A 22527-nucleotide genomic window follows, 5' to 3' on the forward strand; every position below is an offset into this window, starting at 1 on the left:
GAGGCGGCATGGCCGTGGCATCGGGGGGTAGGCCGACCGCGCTGACGGCGGGCAGGAGCGCCAAGGGGGTGATCACGAACTCCGGCAAGGTGCTGTCCACCCTCAAGGGCGGCGCGCGGCTGGCCCCCACCGCCTGGGCGGGCGTGGCGGTCGCGAGCACCGCCGTGGCGAACGTGCCGGGCATGGCCGACGCCTACAACAACTGGGAGTCCATCCACTCGCGCCTGGACACCGCGGTGAAGAGCTACGTCGCCGTCCTGCTCACCAAGGAGAAGGAGGGCTGGATCGCCGACGACAGGGAGGCGTTCGACGACGCCGTCCAGCGGATGCAGGAGGCCCTGGAGAGCCTGCGCGCCTACGTCAAGAACATCTCCGGGATCGTGGACGAGATGGGCGACGCCTACCGCGCGTACTGGCTGGCCATCGCCAAGGTCGCGGCGACCCTGCTGGCCCTGGCCACGATCGCGGCGGCCATGCTGGCGACCCCGTACGCGGCCACCGCCATGGTCAACCTGAGGACGCTGGGCACCCTGGCCAGCCAGATCATCGCCGTCTCGACCGGTGCGCTGGGCAAGCTCATCGCGGCGGCGGCGGGCAGCATGTCGATGTACTTCTCCGGCAAGGCGTGGGTCCAGTCGTTCAACCTGGAGCCCACCGGCTCGGCCAAGGTGGACTTCACCAAGGCGAGGATCGACCCCTCGCTCCTGCCGTACCAGCCCGCCCCCGCCGTCGCCCCGGGCCAGGTGCCCCAGCTTCCCAAGGGCGGGACGTTCGAGTGGCTGGCCCCCAGGAAAGAGAAGCCGGAGCCGTACAAGTGATCCCTCTCGACCCCGGCGGCCTGCGCCCGGAGGACCTGGACGCCGTCATACGGAACAGCGAGGAGACGCTGCGCCGTCTCGGCGACGTCGCCGTCGAGCTGAAGACCGTCACCGGCGAGGGGACGGGCGCCGGAGGCCTGGCCCGCGCGCTGGTGGACGGCGCCGGGCAGATCAGGGAGATCACCCTTGAGCCGCGCATCATGCGGCTGGACAGCCAGGCCGTCGCCGAGGCGGTGACCGAGGCGGTGCGCGCCGCCCAGCAGGACGCCAGCCGCGCGAACGAGGAGCTGCTGCGCGCCGCCACCGGCGGCGAGCCGGTGACGCTCGACATGGACGAGGCCCGCCGCCGCTTCGAGGACATCGGCAACGACCTCGCCCGCGCCCTGGAGGACCTCAGGCGCGACTGAGCCCGCGGGCCCGGGACGGACCGCGGGCCCGCGCGCCGGGCCCGCAGGCCTGAGACGGGCCGGATCTTCAGGTCTGAGACGGGCCGGACCCGCGGGCCCGGGACGGACCGGGCACGACAGGTGGACCGGGGACCGGCCGGGGCCGGTCAGCCGGACAGGCCCCTGATGGCGGCGTACACGTCCAGCACCCCGAGCGCGAGCGGGAGCAGGGACAGGATCAGGCAGAACTCCACGATGTCGGCGGCGCGTCCCCAGAACGGCGAGGGCCGCCGTACCGGCAGGAACAGCGCCAGCCCGCACGTCAGCCCCGCCGCGCAGACCAGGCCGATCGTCACCGCGGGAGCCGAGCCCGGCACGGTGAGCGCGACGCCCACGATCAGAGCCAGCAGCCCGGCCATCCCCGAGCAGAGCAGCCAGAGCCGCTGGCCGGTCCCCTGGAAGACGCGGGCCCGCAGCAGCAGCGCCAGCGAGAGCGCGACCACGGTCGCCGGGGCGGTCCACCCGCTCGCGGTCAGCAGGGCGGGCAGCGCGCCCAGGGCCACCAGCGCGACCCCCGCGGTCAGGCCGGTGGCGAACCGCTCGGCCTCGGCGGCGCGCCGCAGGACGTCGGCGCCGTCGATGTCCTCGGTGTCGGCGCGCAGTTCCTCGGCGTTGGCCGGCAGCGCGGGCAGCGGGAGCCGCGCCAGCCGGAAGGACGTCGTCGGGATGAGCGGCGCGCAGGCCAGGGTCACCGCGGCGGCCACCGCGGCCACGCCGGCCGCCGGTACGGCGGTGAGCATCACCACGGCCGAGCAGATCGCCCCGATCACCGCGGCCAGGCCGACGCCGAAGAAGTTGGGCAGCCCCTCGGAGACGATCCAGCCGGTCACGGTGGCGACCAGCGCGGTCACCGCGAACCCGGCCAGCAGGCTGGGCGCCCCGAACGCGCCGGGACCGGCGGAGGCGGGCACGCACGCCCCGGCGAGGAACGCGTGGGGAAGCGCGGTGTAGCCGATGACCGCCCCGGCCCGGCCGTCGCCCGCGGCCCTGGACAGCACGGCGCCGGCCACCATGGCCAGGATCGTGCAGACCGCGGCGAAGGCGACGACCACCACCCAGCCGGGGCCGCTCACCGCGAGCACGGCGACCGCCGCGACCATCGCGACCGCGGCCGCGGCCAGCCCGGTGCCCCGGGTGTGGGCCGGGCGCCAGCGGCCGGTCCGCTCCTTGACGCCGGTCGCCACGGTGTCGGCGACGTCGTCGAAGACCGCCTCGGGCAGCTGGGAGGCCCGGGGCAGCAGGTAGAGCACCTCGCCGTCCCTGATGCCCAGCTCGTTCAGGCCGGCGCCCGGGGGCATGGGGGCCGCGCCGATCCGCTGGAGCACCCAGCCGCCGGCCGGCGGGATCGCGTCGGCCTCGCCGGTGGCGGTCACCAGGTCGGGCAGCAGGTGGGACAGCGGAAGATCGGAGGGAACCGCCAGGTCGACCCGCCGACGCGGGGTGACGACGGTGATGCGGCACAGCGGGATTGCGGTCACCTGGTTCACGGGCGCATGGTAACCATCCCGGCGGTCGCCCGATACCCGGCCCGGTCTCGGTTCCGTGCCGTTCATCCGGATTTCGCCGAGAAGGGGGAACGGGTTCGCTACGGTATGCCGGGGACAAAATCAGCTTTACTCACATCGGGGGCGAAGTGGGCATAGTGGTCGTCCGGCGGCCTGAACGACGTCCGCCGCCGGTACCACCTCGCGGCGAGATCCTGCTGGAGTCTCCGCCGGAGATCCCGGAGACCACCTCGGCGGGGTTCACCCAGGTGCTCACCTACCTGCCGATGCTGGCCGGCGCGGCCGCGATGGGGCTGATGTTCGCCGGCAACGGCGGCGGAAACCCGATCATGTACGTGGCCAGCGGCATGTTCGCGCTCTCCATGGTCGGCATGTCGATCGGCCAGATGGGCCGGGCCGGGGGAGAGCGCAAGCAGCGGCTCAACGGCCTGCGGCGCGACTACTTCCGCTACCTGTCCCAGACCCGCGCCAAGGTCCGCCGCGCCGCCCGCAGACAGCGCGAGGCGCTCGACTGGAACGGCCCCGACCCCGACGCCCTCTGGTCGATCGCGCTGAGCGCCCGCCTGTGGGAGCGGCGGCCGGCCGACGCCGACTTCGCCGCCGTCCGGGTGGGCACCGGGACCCAGCGCCTGGCCGTCCAGCTCATACCGCCGGAGTCCAAGCCGGTCGAGGACCTGGACGCGATGTCCGCGGGGGCGCTGCGCCGCTTCGTCCGCGCCCACTCGACCGTGACCGACCTGCCCATCGCGGTCGCCCTGCACTCCTTCGCCCGGGTCCGGCCCACCGGCCCCCAGGCGCCGGTCCGCGACATGATCAGGGCGCTCGTCGCCCAGCTGGCCGTCTTCCACTCGCCCGACGAGCTCAGGATCGCGGTCTGCGCCTCCGGGGAGTGGATGGCCCACTGGGAGTGGGTCAAGTGGCTGCCGCACGCCCTGCACCCGCACGAGACCGACGCCGCCGGGCCCGTCCGGCTGATGACGGGCGACCTGGGCGAGCTGGACCGGCTGCTGGGCGAGGACTTCAAGAACCGGGCCCGGTTCAAGCCGGGCGTCTCGGCCGACGCGCTCCCGTACCACGTCGTGATCATCGACGGCGGCCACGTCCCACAGGACTCCCCGCTGGGCGCGGACGCGATCGAGGGCGTCACGCTCATCGACCTCGACGGGACCACGACCCCGGCCGGGGAGAAGACGACGCTCCGGCTGCGCGTCACCGAGGACTCCTTCAGCCGGGTCACCACCGACCAGGGCGGCAAGGAGGTCGTCACCCCCCTGGGCAGGCCCGACCGCTTCTCCTACCTGCAGGCCGACGGGCTGGCCAGGCGGCTGGCGCCGCTGCGCGGCTCCCCGGCCGGGGCGGGGGGCGCCGACGCGCTGGCCGCCGACACCACGCTGGCCGAGCTGCTGGGACTCGGCGACCCGGCCGCGCTCGAACCGGCGCTGCTGTGGCGTCCCCGGGCGCCGCGCAATCGGCTGCGCGTGCCGATCGGCGTCGGCACCGACGGGCGCCCCGTCGAGCTGGACATCAAGGAGTCGGCGCAGGGCGGCATGGGCCCGCACGGCCTGGTCATCGGCGCCACCGGCTCCGGCAAGAGCGAGCTGCTGCGCACGCTGGTGCTCGGGCTGGCCGTCGCGCACTCCTCGGAGGTCCTGAACTTCGTGCTCGTCGACTTCAAGGGCGGCGCGACCTTCCTGGGCATGGACTCCCTGCCGCACGTCGCGGCCGTGATCACCAACCTCGCCGACGAGCTGCCCCTGGTCGACCGCATGCACGCCGCCCTGCACGGCGAGATGGTACGGCGCCAGGAGCTGCTGCGGGCCGCCGGGAACTACGCCTCGCTGCGCGACTACGAGCAGGCCAGGGAGCAGGGAGCCGACCTGCGGCCGCTGCCCACCCTGTTCGTGGTGCTGGACGAGTTCAGCGAGCTGCTCTCGGCGCAGCCCGAGTTCATCGAGCTCTTCGTGATGATCGGCCGGCTCGGCCGGTCCCTGGGCGTGCACCTGCTGCTGGCCTCGCAGCGGCTGGAGGAGGGCAGGCTGCGCGGCCTGGACACCCACCTGTCGTACCGGATCGGCCTGCGGACCTTCTCGGCGATGGAGAGCCGGGTGGTGCTCGGCGTGACCGACGCCTACGAGCTGCCCTCGGCGCCGGGCAACGCGTTCCTGAAGTTCGACACCACCGGTATGGTCCGCTTCAAGGCCGCCTACGTCTCCGGGCCCTACACGCCCGAGCGCCGGGTGGTGCGGCACGAGCGCGCCGAGGGACGCCAGATCGTCCCGTACGGCGCCGCCCACGTCGCGCCGCCCCCGCGGGCCGAGCCCGAGCCCGAACCCGAGGCCGTCACCGCGGGACGCGAGTCGCTGCTCGACGTCGTCGTCCGGCGCCTGGAGGGGCAGGGCCCGCCCGCGCACCGGATCTGGCTGCCGCCGCTGGCCGAGCCGCCCTCGCTGGACGAGCTGCTCCCGCCGCTGAGCGTCACCCCGCACCACGGGCTGACGACCGCGCAGTGGCAGGGACGCGGCGGGCTGCACGCCCTGCTGGGCGTGGTGGACCGGCCGTTCGAGCAGCGGCGCGACCCGTACTGGCTGGACCTGTCCGGCGCGGCCGGGCACGTGGCCGTGGCCGGGGGGCCGCAGAGCGGCAAGAGCACCGTGCTGCGCACGATGGTCGCCGGTCTGGCCCTCACCCACACCCCCGCCGAGGTGCAGTTCTACTGCCTGGACTTCGGCGGCGGCGGCCTGGCCGCGCTGGAGGGCCTGCCGCACGTCGGCGGGGTGGCCAACCGGCTGGACACCGACCGGGTCCGCCGTACCGTCGCCGAGGTCACCGCGCTGCTCGCGCGGCGCGAGCGCGAGTTCGCCGAGCAGGGCATCGACTCGATCGCGACCTACCGGCGCCGGATCGCCCAGAGCGCCGACGGCGCCGACGGCGGGGTCGACACCGGCGGCTTCGGGGACGTGTTCCTCGTGGTGGACGGCTGGCTCACGGTCCGCCAGGAGTTCGAGTCGCTGGAGCCCGTCATCACCGAGCTGGCCGCCCGCGGCCTCGGCTACGGCGTGCACGTGGTGGCCGCGACCAACAAGTGGTCGGAGTTCCGCCCCTCCATCCGCGACCTGTTCGGCTCGCGCGTGGAGCTGCGACTGGGCGACGCCTACGAGTCCGAGGTGAACCGCAGGGCCGCGCTGGCCGTCCCCGAGGGCACCCCCGGCCGCGGCCTGACCCGCGACGGGCTGCACTTCCTCGGCGCGCTGCCCCGCGTCGACGGCGGCTCCCGCGCCGAGGACCTGCCCGCCGCCACCCGGGCGATGGTCGAGGCGGTCGCCGCCGCCTGGCAGGGCCCGCCCGCCCCGCGCGTGCGGCTGCTGCCCGCGGTGCTCGGGCCCGAGAGCCTGCCGGGTCCCGACCAGACCGGCGCGCGCATCCCGCTGGGCATCGACGAGAGCACGCTGTCGCCGGTGCTCGCCGACTTCGACGCCGACCCGCACCTGGTCGTCATCGGCGACAACGAGAGCGGCAAGTCCAACCTGCTGCGCCTGGTGGCCGAGGGGGTCGTGGCCCGTCACCAGCCCTCGGCGGCCCGCCTGATCGTCATCGACTACCGGCGCTCGCTGCTGGACGCCGCCTACACCGAGCACCGCATCGGGTACGCGGCCTCCTCGACGGCCGCGGGCGAGTTCATCGCCGAGATCAGGGAGGCGCTGGTCAAGCGGCTCCCCCCGGCGAACCTCTCCCCGGAGGAGCTGCGCTCGCGCGGCTGGTGGAAGGGGGCGGACATCTACATCGTGGTCGACGACTACGACGTGGTGTCCTCGGGCGCCAACCCCCTCATGCCGCTGATGGACCTGCTGCCCCAGGCCCGCGACATCGGCCTGCACCTGGTGCTGGCCCGCGCGATGGGCGGTGCCGGGCGCGCCATGTTCGACCCGGTGCTCCAGCGGCTCAAGGACATGGCCACCCCGGCCGTGATGATGTCGGGCCACAAGGACGAGGGTGTCCTGTTCGGGGTGCGCCCGCACCCGCTGCCGCCGGGCCGGGCCTACCTCTCCGACCGCAGGAACGGCGTGCGCCTCGTTCAGACCGCGTTCATGTCGCCGCCCGACGACACGGACAGGTGAACGGGAAAGCAAACAGAAAGCGTCTAAAAGCTGCCCTCTTCTGTAACAATGGGTACATAGCATCACCCCAAAAACGCACGTCACGTCCAGGGGGAGCGCCTTGTCCCATCCCGCAGAACCGACGGACATCAGTCCGACCGACCTGAACAAGCGCAAGGAGGACTTCCGCGCCGAGAACAACGAGCTCGGCAGGGCCATCACCGAGGCGATGGCCGCTCTCGACGGGCTCGGGCCCTTCTGGGGGAACGACGAGATCGGGCAGAAGTTCGCGGGTGGCGGCGGCAAGGGCTACCTCGCGGCCCGTGACGAGGCCTTCAAGCACGCCGGGGAGCTCAGGGACGCCTACTTCAAGATCGGCGACAACCTGGGCCTGGTCGGCGACAACGTGGACGGGGCCAACTGGGCCACGGTCGGCGCGATGGTCACCGCGATCGTCGGTCCCGAGATCCAGGCGAGCAGCAAGGCCGAGCTCGAATGAGCCCCCTGGGAGGCGTGGGGGCCTTCGTCAAGGCCAACCCGTTCAAGACCGCCATGGGGGCGGGCTCACTGGGCGGTGCCGCGTTCGTCACGTCCATGCTCGGCGTGCAGTGGCCCGAGGGGGACCCGGACAAACTGCGTGAGGCGGCGGACGTCTGGGACCGCCTGGCCGACGTCGTCGAGCGCACCGGCGCCGACGCGAACGGCATCGCCGAGCAGGTCTGGAAGAACAACGGCGGCGCGGCGATCCAGGAGTTCAACCGGTTGTGGACGGGCACGTTCCGGCCCTACCCCGGCCAGCTCGCCGCGTTCTGCCGGGCGATCGCCACGGCCTGCCGTGACTACGCCCGCGCCGTGGAGATCACCCAGTACGTGCTGATCGTCCTGGCGATCCAGGCCTGGGTGAACATGGTCTTCACGGTGGCCTGGGGCTGGGCCACCGCGGGCATCGGCGCGGCCGTGCAGAAACAGATCATGGACAGGTTCCTCAAGGGCCGCGCGATCCTGCAGATGAAGCTCTTCAAGATGAGCGTCGAGAAGATCATCTACAACTCGTTCTACTACCTGGGCGACAGCATCGGCTACGCCGGCGGCCAGCAGGTGATCCAGTGGAGCATCTTCGAGCTGGCCGGGGTCAAGAAGGACCTCACCGGCAACGACGTCACCGGCGCGGGGGAGAACGCCAAGCAGTTCGGCCGGGGCTTCGTCAGCAACGTCGCCTTCGACGGCGTCTACGACCTGACCAAGATCGGCCCCTGGGGCAAGGCGTTCCCGAGCAACGCGGTGGGCAACCTGATGTCCCGCCTCGCCGGCTCCGGGATGTACACCGTGATGGACAACACGCTCCAGGGGAACCCCGGGCTTCCCAGCTGGGAGCAGTGGGTCTCCAAGGTGATCGTGCACGGCTCCCGGACGGCCAAGCCCCCGGCCTGAGCCCGTCCCCGGCCCGAGCTCGTTTTCGGCCTGAGCCTGTCGCCGAGCCCGGAACCCGTGCCCCGAACCTGTCCGTGGGTTCCGGGCTCCGGGCTCCTGGCACACCCGTGCGGGTTCCGGGCACGTTCACGGGTTCCGGGCACGGCTCCGGGGCCGAGCGCGACCCGCACGACTCCGGCCCCGGGCGAGGAGCCCGGGGCCGGAGTCGTGTGTCGGGGACCGCCGATCAGTTCCGGAAGGGTTCCTCCAGAAGCGAGTTCAGCAGCCCGCCGGTCTGCTCGGCCGCGTCCCTGGCGGCCTCACCGGACGCCGCCAGGATCGCCTCGGCGAGGGCCTCCGAGCCCAGGCGCAGGGCGCGCGGGTCCAGGCGCAGGGCCGCCAGTTCGCCGCTGGCCAGCACCTCCACCTGGACGTGACCGCCGGCCGCCTCGCCCCGGCCCCTGGTCTCGGCGAGGCTCTGCCCCACCTCCTCCATGCGGTTCGTCTGTTCCCAGATCCCCGCGAGGAGGCGGTCCGCCTCCGGGTCGCCGGTCAGCGAGTACGTCTCGCCCGCGGCGTTCGGCGCGCTCTCCCGCTCGCCCGGCCTCATCGGCAGCCCCAGTCGAGACCGGCGGAGCCGCTCGGGACGCCGCCGTTGAAACGCACGCACTTGCCCTTGGCGGGAAGGACGACCGGTCCCGCGTAGTACTCGTGGCTGCGCCGGTCGGTCCTGCTCTGGGCGCCCTGGACGTCGAGCGTGGCCCAGACCGGTGAAGCGGTGCCCACGTTCGCGCTCTTGATGGTGACCGCGCAGCCGTTACCGGTGGCGGCGTTGAAGAGCACGTAGGCCGTCCCGCCGTTGAAGGGCGCCGAGCGCTGCACCGTGTAGCCCGCCCCGCAGACCTGCTCGGGGGTGTGCGGGTTGGTGCGCTGCACCGGGGGCGTCCAGGACGGCTTGGCGGTCGTCGAGAAGGTCGGCCGGACCGTCGGGGCCACCGTGGGGGCGACCGTCGGCCGGACCGTGGGCCGGGTCGTCGGCCGGACCGTGGGCCTCGCGGGCTGCGAGGGGCTCGCGGTCGGCTTGGCGGTCGGCTTGAAGGTCGGAGCGGCGGGCTGCGACGGCTTGGCGGTCGGCTTGGCGGTCGGAGGGACCGGCTGTGACGGCCTGGCGTTCGTCGGCCGCGCCGTCGGAGGAGCCGCCGGGGGAGCTGTCGGGGAGAGGGTGGGCACCGGGGTCGGCGTCACCTGGCCCGTGCTCGGCGTCGGCGTCGGGGGCACCGGCGCCGGGGTGGGCGTCGTGCTGGGCGCCGGCGTGGCGGGAGGGTCGCTCTGCCCCGGGGTGGGGGTGGGGCTCGGCACCGGCGTCGGTGTGACGGTCGGCGCCGCCTCCGGCTCGACGGTCAGCGACGGCACCGGCGTCGGGGTCGTCTGGACGGGTGCCGTGGACGACGCCTCGGCGGTGGGGGTGGCCGGGGCCGTCGCGGGGACGGTCGGCACCGCGGGCGCCGTCGGGGCCGCGGTCAGCGCGCCGGACGGCACGGCGACCGGGGGGCCGGTGTACGAGCCGATGGTCGGCACCGGGGGCGTGGGAGCGTCGCTGGGCAGCTGCAGCGGCCCGACCTCCGCGGCCTCGGGGTCGGGCGTCGTGCCCCAGGGCACGGTGACCTTGCCCACCGGGTCGTCCCCGGGCGCCTGGCCGGGATCGGCCCCCTGCGGCTCCTGCTGCGAGCTGTCCGCCAGGCCGAGGGCGACCTCCGGGACGGCCCCGTTGGAGGAGGCCTGCTCCAGGTCGTTCAGGGCGGTGTAGCGCCCGGCCGCCCACAGTCCGAGCCCGGAGAGCAGGACGATGGCGCCGACGCACACGGCCAGCGCCATGGAGAAGTTCCCGCTCCTCGGCCCCTTCTCGGCGGCGGGCGGGGGTGCCTGGGCCGGGACGCCGGGCACGGGGGACGCGCCCTGGGGAAGCTGCGGAGCACCCCAGACCGACGTCGCAGATGTCGCGGGCCGTCCCGGTGCGGCCGCGCCGGGAGTGGCCTCGTCGGCCGGGACGTCTTCCCCGTGCAGGATCCCCGTGACGTCCGTGCCGTTCCGTGCTTCGGAACCGGAGGCCGCCCGTGCCCCGGTGTCCGAGATCGTGTCCGGCCCGGTGCTCGCCGCGGTGTCCGCCTCGGCACCCGAGACGGTGCCGACGACGCCGGGGAAGGGGACCGGGTCCGGAGCGGTTCCGGCCGGGGAGGCCGCCGCGTCCGCCGCCTCGCGCTCGCCCAGGAGGCGCAGCATGGCGTTCCTGGCGTCCGGCCGCTCCTCGTACCGCCCGGACAGGCAGGAGGCGAGGACGGGCCGCAGCTCCGTGGGCAGGCCGCTCAGGTCCGCCGGGCCCTGCTCCGGCCGTCCGCCGAAGGGCGGCCGTCCGGTCGCCGCGTGGACGACCGTGGCCGCCCAGGCGAACATGTCCGCGGGCGCGCCGTTGAGGGCCAGGGGGTCCTCACGCGGCCGCTCGGGGGCCAGGTAGTCCGGCTCCCACCCGCCGGTGGCGGGGACGAGGCCGATGTCGAAGACCCGCGGGCCGTCGGGGCCGAGGATCACGGTGTCGGGGGTGAGCGCCCCGTGGGCGAGGCCCGCCAGGTGCAGGGCGGTCAGCGCGGTGAGGGTGCCGACGGCGAACCGCTCCAGCGCGTCACCGGCGAGCGGGCCGTGCTCGGCGACCGCCTGCCGCAGGGTGGGACCCTCGACGTGCTCGCGGACGACGTACGGGGAGTCGTCGAACCAGCCCACCTCCAGCAGCCTGGCGGTGTGCGCTCCGGACGCCCGCTTGGCCGCGTTCAGCGTGGTCGTGATCTGTTCCCGGGCCTGCGCGTCGGCGTCCGGCCGGGGAGGGAGGAGGCGGATGACGCGAACGGTCTCGTCATCGAGGAGATGTCCCAGGTAGACGGTGTGCCCGGGGGCCGGGTCGAGCCGGCCGACCAGGGCGTACACCCCGATACGATTGGGATCTTCGGCCAGTAATGGGTACAAATACCCCATTGGATTCCTTCCAGCGCAGCTGTCAATAAAGCCGCTTAAGGCTATTTGAGTCCCATCCAACCAAACCTGGCGGGGTAGAGCGGGTTTTTAATACGTTTGTCATGTTTGATTCTCTGGTGTGCCGGGCCGCCAGCCCCGGCGACGGCCCATCGGCACGGCGATGCCGGCCGCGGTGACCAGAACGCCCGCGGCGAGCGCGCTCAGCGCGAGCCACAGAGCGCGCGAGACGGCGACGGGATCCCGGACGGGAGCGGGCCGCACCGCGTCCGCGGGCAGCGGGGCCGCCTCGCGCGGCGCGAGCGCCACCTGCTCGGACGGCAGGATCGCCGAGACCGCCAGCAGCGGGTTCACCATCCCCGCGCCGGTGCCCGTCCCGGTGCCGCCGTCCGCGGTCAGCTCGATGCGCCGCCGGATCCGCACGTTGTCCAGCTGCGGGTGGCGGGCGCGCACCAGCGCGGCCACCCCGGCCACGTACGGCGCGGCGAAGCTGGTGCCCTCCAGGTCCTCGCGGTAGCTCCGCCCGGCCCAGGTGCTCGTGACCCCCCGGCCCGGGGCCAGGACGGTGACCGGGGTGACCGCGTTCGAGGAGTCGGCCCTGGCCCCGTCGGGACCGGCCGCCCCGACCGAGATGACCCCCTCGTAGGCGGCCGGGTAGGCGGGCGCCGGGGTGCCGTCCTCCTTCTGCACGTTGCCGGCCGCGGCCACCACGACCGCGTCCCTGGCCAGGGCGTAGGCGACCGCGTTGCGCAGGTCGGCCTGGTCGCTCGCCTGCACCGAGACGTTGATCACGTCGGCGCCGAGCTCGGTGGCCCGCACGATGGCCGCGGCCAGCCTGCCCACGTCCCCGGTGCCGTCGGAGGTCTGCTTGACGGAGATCAGCCTCGCCTGCGGCGCGACCCCGGTGAACGGCACCCCCTTCATCTCCGCCGCCCCGATGATGCCCGCCACCGCCGTGCCGTGGCCGAGGCAGTCGCGGACCCCGGTGGCGGTCAGGTCGACCGAGCGGATCCTCCTCAGCTGGGGATGCCGGGCCTCCACCCCGCTGTCGACGACCGCGACGGTCACCCCGGCCCCCTTGGTCAGCTCCCACACCTCGGAGAGGCTGAGCCGGCGCTGGGCCCAGGACTCGGAGATGCTGGTCGTACCGCGCCTGGGAGTGCATTTCTCCGGCGCCGATCCCGCACCGCGCGCCGAGGCCGTGACCGTCGCTCCCGCGGTGGCCGCAGCCGCCGTCGCCGTCCCGACCGTCGCCCTCACGGCCGTCACCGTCCCGGCCACGGCCGGAGGGGCCGCGACCGCCACCAGCGCCAGCACCGTGGCGAGCATCCGACCGATCACGAAGAGCCCCCAGAACGACACGGCCCCTGAGCGCGACGGCCCCCTGACCGAGGCGCTCCGGAGCGCACAGGCCCCGGAAACAGGTGATACCGGGCAGCACCCTACTCAGCCCGGTGCCTTCCGTCACGGCGCGGCGGGATTTCCGGGCCGGGGACGCGATCGCGCGGCCATAAGCTGCGTGGGCGGGTGAGCCGGGCAGGCACCGGCGGAGCCCGCCCATGTTCCGACGCGAGACCAGGAGCAGTTGTGAGCCAGTACCCATGGGGTGAGGCGACCGCGACCGGCATCGGTTCGCATCCGGGCGAGGACCACGCCGAGGCCGTCAGGGTCGTCCTCGGCGAGTCGCCCGCGCTGCCGTACCTGCCGGAGCTGCCCGCCCGCGGCGTGGGCGCCGACATGATCGGGCGCACCGCGTCCCTCCTGCTGGAGATGCCGGTGGAGGTGCAGCCGTCGGGCTGGCGGTTCGCCGACCGGCCCGGACGCGACGCCAAGCGCGCCCGCGACCACCTGATCCGCGACCTCGACGGGCTGGAGGAGGTCGTCCAGGGGTACGAGGGTCCCTTCAAGATCCAGGCGTGCGGGCCGTGGACGCTGGCGGGCGCGATCGAGCTGCGGTACGGCGACAAGACCCTCGCCGACCCCGGGGCCGTGCGCGACCTGGTGGCGTCCCTGGCCGAGGGGCTCGCCGCGCACGTCGCCGAGGTGCGCCGCCGGGTGCCCGGCGCGTCGGAGATCGTGCTCCAGCTCGACGAGCCGGGGCTGCCCGGCGTGCTGGCGGGCACGGTCCCGACCGCCTCGGGCTTCGGGCGGCTGGCCGCCGTCGACCGGCAGGTCGTCGCCGAACGGCTGCGGGCGGTGTTCCCGCCGGACGTGTTCACGGTGGTGCACTGCTGCGCCCCGCGCGTGCCCTTCGGCGTGCTGCGCGCCGCGGGCGTCCGGGGCGTGTCGCTCGACGCCCGCCTGCTGAACAGGCGCGAGGAGGACGCGATCGGCGAGGCCGTCGAGGCGGGCACGGCCCTGTTCCTCGGCGTCGTGCCGGGCGTGGACTCCGTGATCGCCGACGCCGGTGCGGTGGCCGCGCCCGCGAAGGAGCTCTGGCGCCGGCTCGGCTTCCCCTCCGCGACCCTGGCCTCGCAGGTCGTGCTCACCCCCGCCTGCGGCCTGGCCGGGGCCTCGCCGGCCTACGCCAGGGCGGCCCTGGCCGCCTGCCGCCGGGCCGCCCTGGTGCTGCGGGACGACCCCGGCGAGTGAGCCCGGGGACGGCGGCGCGCCGGAGCCGACGCGCCGGTGACGTGGCACCGGCGGCGCACCGGCGGTGCCCGGTGAAGGTGACACGGCACCGGTGACGCGGTGGAAGTGACGCCGTACCGGTGACGCATCGGCGGTGACCCGATGGTGACGCGGTGGAGGTGACCCCGGCACCGGTGACGCGGTGGAGGTGACCCGGTATGGGCGGCCCGGTGCCGGTGACGTGGCGCCGGCGGCCGGTCGCCCGAGCCGGTTGTCGGTGTCCGGCGATAACGTTTGCCCTGGGCGACGACGAGGGGAGGGCCCGGCGATGGGAGCTGAGGTCGAGGGTGTGCCGGTGGCCGCGCTGGAGCGGCACGCGGAGCTGAGCGAGCTGGCCGAGGAGGCCAACTGGCGCTACCACGTGCTCGACGCGCCCACCGTGAGCGACGCCCAGTACGACCTGTGGATGCGCGAGCTGCGTGCCCTGGAGGAGGAGCACCCCACCCTGCGCACGCCCGACTCGCCCACCCAGAAGGTCGGCGCGCCGATCTCCAGCGACTTCACCCCGGTCGAGCACCTGCAGCGGATGGAGAGCCTCGACAACGCCTTCAACGCCGACGACCTGGCCTCCTGGCGGGCCAGGGCCGAGCGGCTGGCCGAGCGCGACCCCGCCCCGTACCTGTGCGAGCTGAAGATCGACGGCCTGGCGATCGCGCTGCTCTACCGCAAGGGCCGCCTGACCCGGGGGGCGACCCGGGGCGACGGCCGCGTCGGGGACGACGTGACGGCCAACGTCCGCACGATCACCGGCATCCCGCACCGCCTGACCGGCGACGACGTCCCCGACCTGGTGGAGGTCCGGGGCGAGGTCTACATGCCGGTCGAGGAGTTCACCAAGCTCAACGAGCACCTGGTCGAGGCGGGCAAGGCCCCGTTCGCCAACCCGCGCAACTCCGCGGCCGGCTCGCTCCGCCAGAAGGACCCGCGCGTCACCGCGCAGCGCCCGCTGCGCATGATCGTCCACGGGGTCGGCAGGTGGGAGGGCACGGCCCTGCCCCCCACCCAGTCGGAGATCTACCGGCGGCTCGCCGGGTTCGGCCTGCCGGTCAGCGATCTGTACCGGGTCGTCGACGACCTCGGCGGCATCGAGGAGTTCATCGAGTTCTACCGCGAGCACCGGCACGACCCGGCCTACGAGATCGACGGCGTCGTGGTCAAGGTCGACCGCGTCGAGCTCCAGCGCAACCTGGGCTCCACCAGCCGGGCCCCCCGCTGGGCGATCGCCTACAAGTACCCGCCGGAGGAGGTCAACACGAAACTCCTCGACATCCAGGTCGGGGTGGGCCGCACCGGCCGGATCACGCCGTACGGGGTGATGGAGCCGATCGTCGTGGCCGGGTCCAGGGTCGAGCGGGCCACCCTGCACAACGGCTCGGAGGTCGCGCGCAAGGGCGTGCTGATCGGCGACACCGTGGTGCTGCGCAAGGCCGGTGACGTCATCCCCGAGATCACCGGCCCGGTGACCGGCCTGCGCGACGGCAGCGAGCGGGCGTTCACGATGCCGGAGCGCTGCCCGGAGTGCGGCACCGGGCTGGCCTACGAGAAGGAGGGCGACGCCGACCTGCGCTGCCCCAACACCAGGGCGTGCCCGGCGCAGCTCCGCGAGCGCATCTTCTTCGCCGCCGGTCGCAAGGCCCTCGACATCGAGGGGCTGGGCTACGTGGCGGCCACCGCGCTGACCCAGCCGCTGCCGCCGCAGCAGCCGCCGGTCCGCACCGAGGCCGACCTGTTCGACCTGACGATGGAGCAGCTGCTGCCGATCCGGTCGGTGGTCCGCGACCTGGACACCGGCCTGCCCAGGACCGACCCGGAGACCGGTGAGCAGAAGGTCGTCACCTTCTTCGCCAACCAGAGCGGCGAGCCCAGCAGGAACGCCGAGAAGATGCTCCAGGAGCTGGAGAACGCCAAGGACCGGCCGGTCTGGCGGGTGCTCGTGGCGCTCTCCATCCGGCACGTCGGCCCCCCGACGGCCCAGGCGATCGCCGCGGAGTTCCGCTCGATCCCGGCGATCGCGGCGGCCTCGGAGGAGGAGCTCGCCGCCGTCGAGGGCGTCGGCCCGCGGGTGGCCGCGGCGATCCGTGACTGGTTCGAGGTCGACTGGCACCGGGAGATCGTCGACCGGTGGGCGGCGGCCGGGGTCCGGATGGCCGACGATCCCCCGGCCGAGCAGCTCCCGCAGACCCTGGCCGGGCTCACCTTCGTGGTGACCGGCACGCTGGCCGCCTTCACCCGCGACGAGGCCGGCGTGGCCCTGACCTCGCGCGGGGGCAGGGTCTCGGGCTCGGTGTCGAAGAAGACCTCGTTCGTGATCGCGGGGGAGAACGCCGGGTCCAAGCTCGACAAGGCGATCAAGCTCGGTGTGCCCGTCCTCGGCGAGGAGGGGCTGGGGGTGCTCCTGGCCGAGGGGCCGGAGGCGGCGTCCGCCATGACCGTCAAGCCCGAGGAATAGCCGGGGCTCCCGTGCCGGGTGATGAAAACGTGCGAATTCTCCGTGACGGAACGTGCGCAATCGGTTTCGCGAAGTGGCCCATAGGCCGTACTCTCCCATAGTGAACTAATGGGGGTTTTGTTACTCATGGCCGACCCGACCGATACCCGCGACACCGGACCGCGACCGGGATCGCCCCTGTGGGCCTATCTCGGTGCCGTCACCGCCGTCGGGTTCACCGTGCTCGTCGTGTCCCAGCTGCGCCTGGACGCGGTCGACGCGGCGACGCTGGTCCGCAGCCCGGTGTTCTGGATGCTCGCGGTCCTGATCGTTCTGGGCGAGCTGCGCCCGGTGGTGCTGTCGTCGTCGATGACGGTGGGCGGCACCTATCCGTCGACGATGTTCACCTTCGCCGCCCTGCTGCACTACGGCCTGCCGGTCGCCGCGCTGCTGCAGGCGGTCGCGATCGTGGTCAACGGGGTGGTGACCCGCAAGGCGTGGCACCGGGTCATGTTCAACATCGCCCAGGTGACGCTGGCCTGCAGCGCGGCCGGGCTGGTGCTGGGGGTCTTCGGCGACCTGCCCGTCATCGGGGGCTCGGGGGTGCCCGACGGCTCGGACCTGCTGGTGATCGGGGCGGCCGGGCTCGCGTACTTCACGGTGCGGGCGCTGCTGGTCTCCGGCGCGGTGGCGCTGCACGAGCGCAGGTCGATCCACCGGGTGATCCGGACCACCATCGGCCACCAGAGTCTGGTGTACGCGGGACTGCTCGGCCTGGCCCCGCTCGTGGTGGTGGTGATGAACCACTCACCGGCCATGGTGCCGCTGTTCCTGGCCCCGATGGTGGCGGTCTACTTCACGGCCACGATGTCGGTGCGCCGCGACCACCAGGCGATGCACGACGGGCTGACCGGCCTGCCCAACCGCAAGATGCTCGTGCTCAGCACCGAGGAGGCGCTGGCCGAGGCGCGGGACGGCGAACGGGTCGGCCTGTTCCTGCTCGACCTCGACCGGTTCAAGGAGATCAACGACACGCTCGGGCACCCGGTCGGCGACCGGCTGCTGCAGACGGTGGCGCACCGGCTCACCCACAGCGTCCGTCCCGGCGACGTGGTGGCCCGGCTCGGCGGCGACGAGTTCGCCGTCCTGCTGCCCTCGGTCAGGGACGCCGCGGCGGCCAGGGAGGTGGCGGCCCGCCTGCGGGTGGCGATCACCGAGCCGGTCCGGCTGGAGGGCATGAGCTTCGACCTGGACGCCTCGTTCGGCATCGCCCTCTACCCCGACCACGCGCCGGACTTCGAGATGCTGCTGCAGCGCTCGGACGTGGCGATGTACCTGGCCAAGGAGGGCCGGACCGGGGTCGAGATCTACGCCGCCGACAAGGACCGCAACAGCCCCGAGCGGCTCACCCTGCTGGGCGACCTGCGCAGGGCCATCGACCGCTCCGAGCTGCGGCTGCACTACCAGCCCAAGCTCGACCTGGCCGGGGGGCAGGTGCGGGGCGTGGAGGCGCTGCTGCGCTGGCGCCACCCCGAGCGGGGCATGATCCCCCCGGACGAGTTCGTGCCGATGGCCGAGCAGTCGTACCTGATGCGCCACCTCACCGGGTACGTCATCGACGCGGCCCTGGAGCAGGCCGCGCACTGGTGGCACACCGGGCTGCACGAGCAGATCTCGGTCAACGTCTCGGCCCGCGACCTGCTGGACTCGGCCCTGTCCGACCAGCTGGGGGCGGGGCTGGCGCGCTACCGGCTGCCGCCCAAGGCGATCCAGCTGGAGGTCACCGAGCGCATCCTGATGACCGACCAGGCCTACACCGCCGACGCCGTCCGGGCCCTGGCGTCGCTGGGCGTGCCGCTCGCGCTGGACGACTTCGGCACGGGCTACTCCTCCCTGGTGCGCCTGCAGCGCCTGCCGGTCGCCGAGGTGAAGATCGACTCCTCGTTCGTCCGCCGTATCGCCGAGTCCAAGGACGACGAGCGGATCGTCCGCTCCATCGTCGACCTGGTCCGCTCCCTGGGGCTGCGCTCGGTCGCCGAGGGCGTCGAGTCGGACGAGGTGGCCGAGCGGCTCAAGGCCATGGGCTGCGACCTGGGCCAGGGCTGGCTGTTCGCCGAGCCCATGTCGGCCGCCGACGCGACCGTGTGGCTGCGCGAGCACCGCGCGCTGGCCACGCACGATCTCAGCCTGCTGCGCCGCCACGAGATCCTCGACGCGCAACGGGCCTGAGAGCCGCGGGCACGCCCGCGCGCGCCTTGCCCTTCGCGGCCCATGGCGGTCCTTCGCGGTTCTTCGCGTGCCTCCGCCCGCCTCAGCGGGTCCGGCCAGGTCCGGCCCGGTGAAGGTCACAGGGGGGCCGTACGGGGATCGCGATGTGATCGCGGCGGGGTCAATGAGTCGGGAGCCTCAGGTCGCGAGCCATAGGATGACAGTGTCCAATTGACATTTCAGGAAACGGGTTCAACGACTCATGTCCGCCATAACCCGCGACGAGGTCGCTCACCTCGCCCGGCTCTCCCGGCTGGCGCTGGCCGACGAGGAGCTCGACCACTTCGCCGCCCAGCTCGATGTGATCATCGGTGCGGTCGCCCGCGTCGCCGAGGTGGCGGCCGACGACATCCCACCGTCCTCGCACGCGCTCCCGCTCACCAACGTCTTCCGTCCCGACGAGATCCGGCCCGGCCTGACCCCCGAGGCGGCGCTCGCCGGCGCCCCGGCGGTCGAGGACGGCCGCTTCCGCGTGCCGCGCATCCTCGGGGAGGAAGCATGAGCCTCATCCGCAAGACCGCCGCCGACCTGGGCGCGATGATCGCGAGCGGCGAGGTCTCCGCCGTCGAGGTCGCCCAGGCCCACCTCGACCGGATGGCCGAGGTCGAGCCGAAGATCAACGCCTTCCTGCACATCGACGCCGAGACCACCCTGGAGCAGGCGCGGGCCGTCGACGCCCGCCGCGCCGCCGGTGAGGAGCTCGGCCCGCTGGCCGGAGTGCCGATCGCGCACAAGGACGTCTTCACCACCTCCGACATGCCGACCACGGCCGGATCGAGGATCCTCGAGGGCTGGCGGCCGCCGTACGACGCGACCGTGACCCGGCGCCTGCGCGAGGCCGGGCTGGTGATCCTCGGGAAGACCAACCTGGACGAGTTCGCGATGGGCTCCTCCACCGAGAACTCCGCCTACGGCCCCACGCACAACCCGTGGGACCTGTCGCGCATCCCCGGAGGCTCCTCGGGCGGCTCCTCGGCCTCGGTCGCCGCGTACGAGGCCCCGCTGTCCACCGGCACCGACACCGGCGGCTCGATCCGCCAGCCCGCCGCGGTCACCGGCATCGTGGGCATGAAGCCGACCTACGGCGGCTCGTCCCGCTACGGGCTGATCGCCTTCGCGAGCTCGCTGGACACCCCCGGCCCCTTCGCCCGCACCGTGCTCGACGCGGCCCTGCTGCACGAGGCGTTCTCCGGCCACGACGTCATGGACTCCACCTCCGTCGACGCCCCGGTGCCCTCGGTGGTCGAGGCGGCGCGCAACGGCGACGTGGCGGGCCTGCGCGTCGGCGTGGTCAGGGAGTTCGGCGGCCAGGCCGAGGGCTACCAGCCCGGCGTGCTGGCCCGCTTCCAGGAGAGCGTGGAGCTGCTGGAGTCGCTGGGCGCGAAGGTCGTCGAGGTCTCCTGCCCGTCGTTCACCACCGCCCTGCCGGCGTACTACCTGATCGCCCCCTCGGAGTGCTCGTCCAACCTGGCCCGCTTCGACGCCATGCGCTACGGCCTGCGGGTCGGCGACGACGGCACGCGCAGCGCCGAGGAGGTCATGGCCCTGACCCGGGCCCAGGGCTTCGGCCCCGAGGTCAAGCGCCGGATCATCCTGGGCACGTACGCGCTCTCCAGCGGGTACTACGACGCCTACTACGGCCAGGCGCAGAAGGTCCGCACGCTCATCGCGCGCGACTTCGAGGCCGCCTTCCAGCAGGTGGACGTGCTCATCTCGCCGACGACCCCCACCACGGCGTTCCCGATCGGCGAGCGCGCCGACGACCCCATGGCCATGTACCTGGCCGACCTGTGCACGATCCCGTCCAACCTGGCCGGCAACGCGGCCATCTCGGTGCCGTGCGGCCTGGCCGACGAGGACGGCCTGCCGGTCGGCCTGCAGATCATGGCCCCGGTGCTCGGCGACGACCGCTGCTACCGGGTCGGCGCCGCGGTCGAGCAGGCCCTGCGGGACCGCTGGGGCGGCGACCTGCTGTCCCGGGCCCCGGAGCTGTAGGGGACGGGTTTCGGCACATCGGGATTTTCAGGGCTCGTGGGCCTCGGGACGGCAGGACGCCGGGGGCGTCGAGGACGTCGAGGGCGTCGGGGACATCGAGGCCAGGGGGCGACAGGTGACAGGGAGAACGGCGGCATGATCACTCGGATCGAGATCGACGGGTTCAAGTCCTTCTTGAACTTCGATCTCGATGTGCCGCCCTTTCTCGTGCTGGTCGGCCCGAACGCGAGCGGCAAGTCGAACCTCTTCGACGCGGTCGCGTTCGTGGCCGCCGAGATCGAGGGGGCCGGCGGGCTGTTCGGCGCGACCCGGGGGCTGCCGGGCGACCAGTTCCACCGGGTCGCCCAGGGCTCGGCCGTGCCCGGCTTCGTGGTCTCGGTGGAGGCGATGGTCGCCCCCGAGCCGAGGTCGGTCGTGCCGATCAGGTTCGACGTGGGGGCGGAGATGGTGCTGAAGATCCCCCGGTCCAGCGGGGCCGTCGTCAGCCACGTGGCGCAGCAGATCCCCCCGGAGCTGCTGGAGCTCATGATCGCCGACCCGGACCCGGAGGGCACGCCCCGCCGTACGGTCCGGTCCTGGCGCCGCTACGCGCCCTCGCCCGCGGCGATGCGCCGCCGCTGCCCTGCGGCCGACGCCGGGCCGCTCGCGGCCGACGGCGCGAACCTGGCCGCGGTGCTGGGCCGGATGGCGGGCACCGAGGCGATGACCGACCTCACGGCGGACCTGGCCGGGGTGGTCCCCGACGTCGCCGACCTGGTGCCGCGCACCGACCGGGGCGAGTGCTCCTTCGAGCTGGTCGTCGACGGGCAGGGGACGGTCCCGGCCGCGCTGCTGTCCGACGGCACGCTGCGCGTCCTGGGCCTGCTGACCGCCCTGCACGACCCCGACCACCCGGGCACGCTGCTGGTGGAGGAGATCGAGAGCGGCGTCCACCCCGTCCGCCTGGGCGAGCTGCTCCGCCGGGTGCGCCGGAGGGTCACCGTTCCCGGGGGGCCGGAGCCGCTGCGGCAGGTGATCATCACCAGCCAGTCCCCGGTGGTCGTCGCGGAGGTCTACCGGACCGAGCCGGAGGCGCTGACGTTCCTCGACACCGCGGTCCGCGTCGACCCCGACAACGACCGGGTGTCACGGGTGACGGTGGCCAAGCCGATCCAGCCGGACGGCGAGCCGGGCACGTTCGTCTCGCCCCGGCAGGTCCGCAAGTACCTGGGCGCGGCGGCGTGAGCAGCCGTCCGCTGGTTCCGGGACTCGTCGCCGAGGGGGAGGCCGACGAGGGCTTCCTCGGCATCGTGATCTCCCGGCAGCTGCGCGAGCTCACCTGGATGTCGCCGCACGCCGTCGACGTCGAGGCGACCGAGGTCGTCTCCTGCGACCGGGAGCGCCTGGTCGCCGCGCTGGAGGAGCTCGCGGCCGACTGCCACCTGCTGTTCACGCACGACGAGCAGCGGGAGCGCCGCAGGCGCGACAGCGTCCGCTACCACTCGCACTACCTGGTGCCGGTGATCGGCCTGGGCGAGACCGAGGGCTGGCTGCTGGCGGACCGGGCCGTGTGGGCGGGGCTGGAGGGCAGCGACCTGAGCCTCCTGCCGTCCCGGCCCCGCGAGGTCGACAGGATCGCCGATCCCGCCGGGGTGCTCGCCGCGACCGTCCCCCGGCGCGGCAAGCCGGTGCGCGACTACTTCGAGTACGTAGGACGCAACATCGATCTCGCCGTCCTGGCCCAGGTCCCGGCCTACGCGAACTGGGTGGCCGAGACGAGGAACGCGTTGAAGGGACTCGGCTACCTATGAGGCGGACATCCATGACGCGGGTTTTCGCAACGCACGTTTTCACGACGCAGATCCTCACGGCGCGGGACGCGGGCACGGTGGGCGCGGGCCGGTCCCGGCGCACCGGGCGCTCCGGCGCGCG

General features: G+C 73.6%; 16 protein-coding genes. 12 read left to right on the forward strand and 4 right to left on the reverse strand.

What is annotated here, in order from left to right:
- Nucleotides 1–8: 8 nt before the first annotated feature.
- Both ABD832_RS13945 and ABD832_RS13950 read left to right on the forward strand, forming a co-directional pair.
- A complete protein-coding gene (locus ABD832_RS13945) occupies nucleotides 9–818 on the forward strand; it encodes a hypothetical protein (RefSeq protein ID WP_344894038.1) in 810 nt (269 codons plus the stop codon).
- A complete protein-coding gene (locus ABD832_RS13950) occupies nucleotides 815–1225 on the forward strand; it encodes a YbaB/EbfC family nucleoid-associated protein (protein WP_344894041.1) in 411 nt (136 codons plus the stop codon). The genes ABD832_RS13945 and ABD832_RS13950 overlap by 4 nt, the downstream gene beginning before the upstream one ends.
- Nucleotides 1226–1371: 146 nt before the next feature.
- Here ABD832_RS13950 and eccD read toward each other — a convergent pair whose 3' ends face one another.
- Nucleotides 1372–2751 carry a type VII secretion integral membrane protein EccD gene (eccD, locus tag ABD832_RS13955; RefSeq protein WP_344894044.1) on the reverse strand — a complete coding sequence of 460 codons (1380 nt, stop codon included), beginning with the start codon at nucleotides 2749–2751 and terminating at the stop codon, nucleotides 1372–1374.
- A gap of 146 nt (nucleotides 2752–2897) precedes the next feature.
- Between eccD and eccCa the strand changes: the two genes are divergently transcribed.
- From eccCa to ABD832_RS13970, 3 genes are all read left to right on the forward strand, one after another.
- Nucleotides 2898–6884 (forward strand): type VII secretion protein EccCa, encoded by a 3987-nt coding sequence (gene eccCa, locus ABD832_RS13960; RefSeq protein ID WP_344894047.1) that lies wholly within the window; start codon nucleotides 2898–2900, stop codon nucleotides 6882–6884.
- Between the two features lie 100 nt (nucleotides 6885–6984).
- A complete protein-coding gene (locus tag ABD832_RS13965) occupies nucleotides 6985–7362 on the forward strand; it encodes a hypothetical protein (protein WP_344894051.1) in 378 nt (125 codons plus the stop codon).
- Nucleotides 7359–8294, forward strand: a complete 936-nt coding sequence (locus ABD832_RS13970; RefSeq protein ID WP_344894054.1) for a WXG100-like domain-containing protein — start codon at nucleotides 7359–7361, stop codon at nucleotides 8292–8294. Before ABD832_RS13965 ends, ABD832_RS13970 begins: the two co-directional genes overlap by 4 nt.
- Nucleotides 8295–8520: 226 nt before the next feature.
- On the opposite strand, the gene ABD832_RS13975 is transcribed toward ABD832_RS13970, so the two are convergent.
- The 3 genes from ABD832_RS13975 to ABD832_RS13985 form a co-directional block, all read right to left on the reverse strand.
- Nucleotides 8521–8883 (reverse strand): YbaB/EbfC family nucleoid-associated protein, encoded by a 363-nt coding sequence (locus ABD832_RS13975; RefSeq protein WP_344894057.1) that lies wholly within the window; start codon nucleotides 8881–8883, stop codon nucleotides 8521–8523.
- Nucleotides 8880–11249 carry a serine/threonine protein kinase gene (locus ABD832_RS13980; RefSeq protein ID WP_344894060.1) on the reverse strand — a complete coding sequence of 790 codons (2370 nt, stop codon included), beginning with the start codon at nucleotides 11247–11249 and terminating at the stop codon, nucleotides 8880–8882. Before ABD832_RS13980 ends, ABD832_RS13975 begins: the two co-directional genes overlap by 4 nt.
- A 147-nt stretch (nucleotides 11250–11396) precedes the next feature.
- Complete coding sequence (locus ABD832_RS13985; protein WP_344894062.1) at nucleotides 11397–12635, reverse strand: S8 family serine peptidase; 1239 nt, start codon at nucleotides 12633–12635, stop codon at nucleotides 11397–11399.
- A 246-nt stretch (nucleotides 12636–12881) separates the two neighbouring features.
- Here ABD832_RS13985 and ABD832_RS13990 point away from each other — a divergent pair, with 246 nt between their 5' ends.
- The 7 genes from ABD832_RS13990 to ABD832_RS14020 all read left to right on the forward strand — a co-directional run bounded on the left by ABD832_RS13990 (nucleotide 12882) and on the right by ABD832_RS14020 (nucleotide 22406).
- Entirely contained in the window at nucleotides 12882–13886 is a 1005-nt protein-coding gene (locus ABD832_RS13990; protein WP_344894065.1) for a methionine synthase, read from the forward strand.
- Between the two features lie 307 nt (nucleotides 13887–14193).
- Nucleotides 14194–16374, forward strand: coding sequence for an NAD-dependent DNA ligase LigA (gene ligA, locus ABD832_RS13995; RefSeq protein ID WP_344894068.1), 2181 nt, complete (start codon nucleotides 14194–14196; stop codon nucleotides 16372–16374).
- 126 nt (nucleotides 16375–16500) lie between these two features.
- Nucleotides 16501–18582, forward strand: a complete 2082-nt coding sequence (locus ABD832_RS14000; RefSeq protein ID WP_344895950.1) for a putative bifunctional diguanylate cyclase/phosphodiesterase — start codon at nucleotides 16501–16503, stop codon at nucleotides 18580–18582.
- 241 nt (nucleotides 18583–18823) lie between these two features.
- Nucleotides 18824–19123 (forward strand): Asp-tRNA(Asn)/Glu-tRNA(Gln) amidotransferase subunit GatC, encoded by a 300-nt coding sequence (gene gatC / locus ABD832_RS14005; protein WP_344894071.1) that lies wholly within the window; start codon nucleotides 18824–18826, stop codon nucleotides 19121–19123.
- Nucleotides 19120–20616 (forward strand): Asp-tRNA(Asn)/Glu-tRNA(Gln) amidotransferase subunit GatA, encoded by a 1497-nt coding sequence (gatA, locus tag ABD832_RS14010; RefSeq protein WP_344894074.1) that lies wholly within the window; start codon nucleotides 19120–19122, stop codon nucleotides 20614–20616. The genes gatC and gatA overlap by 4 nt, the downstream gene beginning before the upstream one ends.
- 135 nt (nucleotides 20617–20751) lie before the next feature.
- Nucleotides 20752–21840 (forward strand): AAA family ATPase, encoded by a 1089-nt coding sequence (locus ABD832_RS14015; RefSeq protein WP_344894077.1) that lies wholly within the window; start codon nucleotides 20752–20754, stop codon nucleotides 21838–21840.
- The gene (locus ABD832_RS14020) at nucleotides 21837–22406 is read left to right on the forward strand and encodes a hypothetical protein (RefSeq protein ID WP_344894080.1); all 570 of its coding nucleotides are present in this window, start codon (nucleotides 21837–21839) and stop codon (nucleotides 22404–22406) included. Before ABD832_RS14015 ends, ABD832_RS14020 begins: the two co-directional genes overlap by 4 nt.
- Nucleotides 22407–22527 lie beyond the last annotated feature (121 nt).

Source organism: Streptosporangium longisporum (genome assembly GCF_039534895.1).
Taxonomy (GTDB): Bacteria; Actinomycetota; Actinomycetes; order Streptosporangiales; family Streptosporangiaceae; genus Streptosporangium; species Streptosporangium longisporum.